The 2,586-nt window shown below is 69.9% G+C and carries 2 protein-coding genes; both read right to left on the bottom strand.

All coding sequences use genetic code 11. The annotated features are described in order from the left end of the window. Positions 1 to 1,227: hemolysin family protein (locus AB1346_12445; protein MEW6721252.1), on the bottom strand; the 1,227-nt coding region annotated here is incomplete at its 3' end. Positions 1,228 to 1,229: 2 nt separating this feature from the next. Next, positions 1,230 to 2,498: a hemolysin family protein gene (locus tag AB1346_12440; protein MEW6721251.1), complete on the bottom strand. Its 1,269-nt coding sequence runs from the start codon at positions 2,496 to 2,498 to the stop codon at positions 1,230 to 1,232. Positions 2,499 to 2,586 lie beyond the last annotated feature (88 nt).

The following is a 2,586-nucleotide window of genomic DNA, read 5'->3' as shown; positions in this document are numbered from 1 at the left end:
GACGGGACCGCGCCGGACCCGCACTGCGAGGACCGCGCGGTCCGACACCCGCTCCGCCCTTAAGGCCGCCCCCGGGACGGAGAACGACTCTCCCGCCGCGGGAATCCGGCCGGCGAGGGAAACGAGGAACCCTCCCACGGTCGTGTAGTCCCCCTCCGCCAGCCGGATGCCGGTCTCCTCCACGAAGCGCCCGACCTCCATCCGGCCGGGGACTACGTACTCGTCGTCGGAGACCTTCGTATAGTATTCCATGCGGCGGTCGTATTCATCCTCGATCTCCCCGACCACCTCCTCCACCACGTCCTCCGCGGTGACGATGCCGGTGACGCCGCCGAACTCGTCCACCGCCACGGCGAAGGAGGTGCGCGCGTTCCGGAACGCGCGAAGCAGCTCGTCGAGCGGCATGAGCTCGGGGACGAACAGCGGCTTGCGGAGGAACGGCAGCACGGACGCGTCGGGCGGGTTCCCGGCGATGTCGAGGACGTGCAGGTAGCCCACCACGTGGTCCACGCGCTCCCGGTAGACGGGGTAGCGCGAGAAGCCGCTGCGGGCTGCGACGCGCGCCGCGTCCCGGCAGGAGGCGCCGTCGGGAAGGGCGACGACCTGGGCCAGCGGCCGGAAGACGTCGGCCACGCGCGTCTCCCCGAAGTGGAACACCCTTCGCACCATCACCCGCTCGTGCGCCTCCACGTCGGACTCCGCGCCGAGCGTCATCCGCAGCATCACCGCCAGCTCCTCCCGGGTGATCAACACCCGCAGCGGCGGGACGCCTCCGAACGGGACCGCGATCGCCCGGGCGATCCAGGATGCCGCGGTGACGACCGGGTAAAGGAGGACCTGCGAGATGCGGATGATCCCCGCGGCCGCGCTCACCAGGCGGTCGGCGCGCTGCCGCGCGAACGTCTTCGGGACCACCTGCCCCAGCAGGATGACGAGCGGGGTGACGATGCCCACGGAGATCCACGGCGCGTAATCCCCGAAGGACTCGAGGAGGCGCGAAGTGGTGAGGACGCTGCCCAGGGCGATGAAGATGTTGGTCGTGGTCAGCGTCGTCGCAAGGATGCGGTCGGGCTGCGCCAGGAGGGAAAGGGCGCGCTTCGCCCCCCGCTCGCCGCGCGACGCGCGCTCCTTGAGCCGGTGGCGGTCCGCCGAGACGAGCACCATCTCGGACCCTTCGTAGAGCCCCTGCCCGAGCAGGCACAGGGCGATGAAGACCGCCAGCTCCATGCCTACTCCTTCTCTCCCGGGACCGGCTCCGCGGGGACCGGCTGCACGCCCACCTCGACGATCCGGACCCCCTTCAGCTTCTCCACCGTGACCCGGAGCCCCGAGACCACGATCGTATCGCCGCGCGCGGGGAGCCGCCCGAACTCGTGCAGAAGCAGCCCCGCGACGGTGTCCCACTCCTCGTCCGGCAGCGCCGTCCCGAACGTGTCGTTGAACCGGTGGATCGGCGTCTTCCCGAGGACGCGGGAGGAGCCGTCGGGGCGCGGCACGATCTCCTTCTCCTCCCGGTCGTGCTCCTCGTGGATGTCGCCGAACAGCTCCTCCAGGACGTCCTCCAGCGTGATGATCCCGACCTGCTCGCCGAACTCGTCCACCACGACGGCGATGTGGACCTTTCTTCGCTGGAACTCGCGCAGCAGCAGCGGCAGTTTCTTCGTCGAAGGGACGAAATAGGCGTGGCGCATGAGCCGTTCCCACTGCGGCGGCTCCCCCCCTTCCGACATCTGCCGGAGGAGGTCCTTGAAGTGCAGGACCCCCGCGACGCGGCGGCGCTCCCCCTCGTACACGGGGATCCGCGACTTGCGGTATCGGCGGTACTGCGCGATCAGATCGTCGTACGGCAACCCCCTCGGGACCATGAACACGTCGGGCATCGGCGTCATGATCTCCGCGGCTCGCTGGTCCGTCATCTCGAAGATATTGTGGATGAGCTCCTTCTCGCCGGGATCGAGGGTGCCGGTCTCCTCCCCCACGTCGACCATCGCGCGGAACTCGGCCTCCGAGATCCGCTCCCGGGATTCCGTCTCTCCCCCGGCGCCCAGCAGCCAAAGGATCCCGGACGAGAGCTTCCCGATGACGAACCGCAGCGGCGCCACCAGGCGGGAGAAGGCCGTCATCGGGCCCGCGAGCAGCAGCGAGAACGCCTTCGCCCGCGGCCAGACGACGCTCTTGGGCGCGATGTCGCCGAGGATGAGGATCCCCAGCGCTCCCGCGGCGCTCGCGACGATCTCTCCGATCCCCGGAGCGAGCAGCGGGAGGAGCAGGGCGGCGAGGACCGCGGAGATCGCGACGTTGACGATCTCGTTGCCGATCAGGATCGTCGCGATGAGCTGGGCCGGGTCCTCGAGCAGCTCCGCGATCAGCGCCGCCTTCCGATTCCGCTCCTCCTTCCACTTCTCGAGGTCGATCCGCCGCAGGGCGAAGAGCGCCGTCTCCGTCGCGGAGAAGAAGGCGGAGGCCAGGAACAGGAAGGGAAGGAGGAACGCCTTCATGCGCGGCGGGAAACGACGGACGGGGGGGGGGGGTGGGCCCCCCCCCCCCGCGCGAATGTGGTATGTGAGAAAGGACCCCCCCGGGGCG

This window comes from Thermodesulfobacteriota bacterium (assembly GCA_040758155.1).
Taxonomy (GTDB): domain Bacteria; phylum Desulfobacterota; class Deferrimicrobia; order Deferrimicrobiales; family Deferrimicrobiaceae; genus UBA2219.
Note: the sequence above shows the minus strand (reverse complement) of the source record. Positions and strands in the feature narration are given on the sequence as shown.

What these genes read in the sequence shown, in the direction of transcription:
- AB1346_12440 (MEW6721251.1), bottom strand. Translation starts at nt 2,498, where the DNA reads ATGAAGGCGTTCCTCCTTCCCTTCCTGTTCCTGGCCTCCGCCTTCTTC.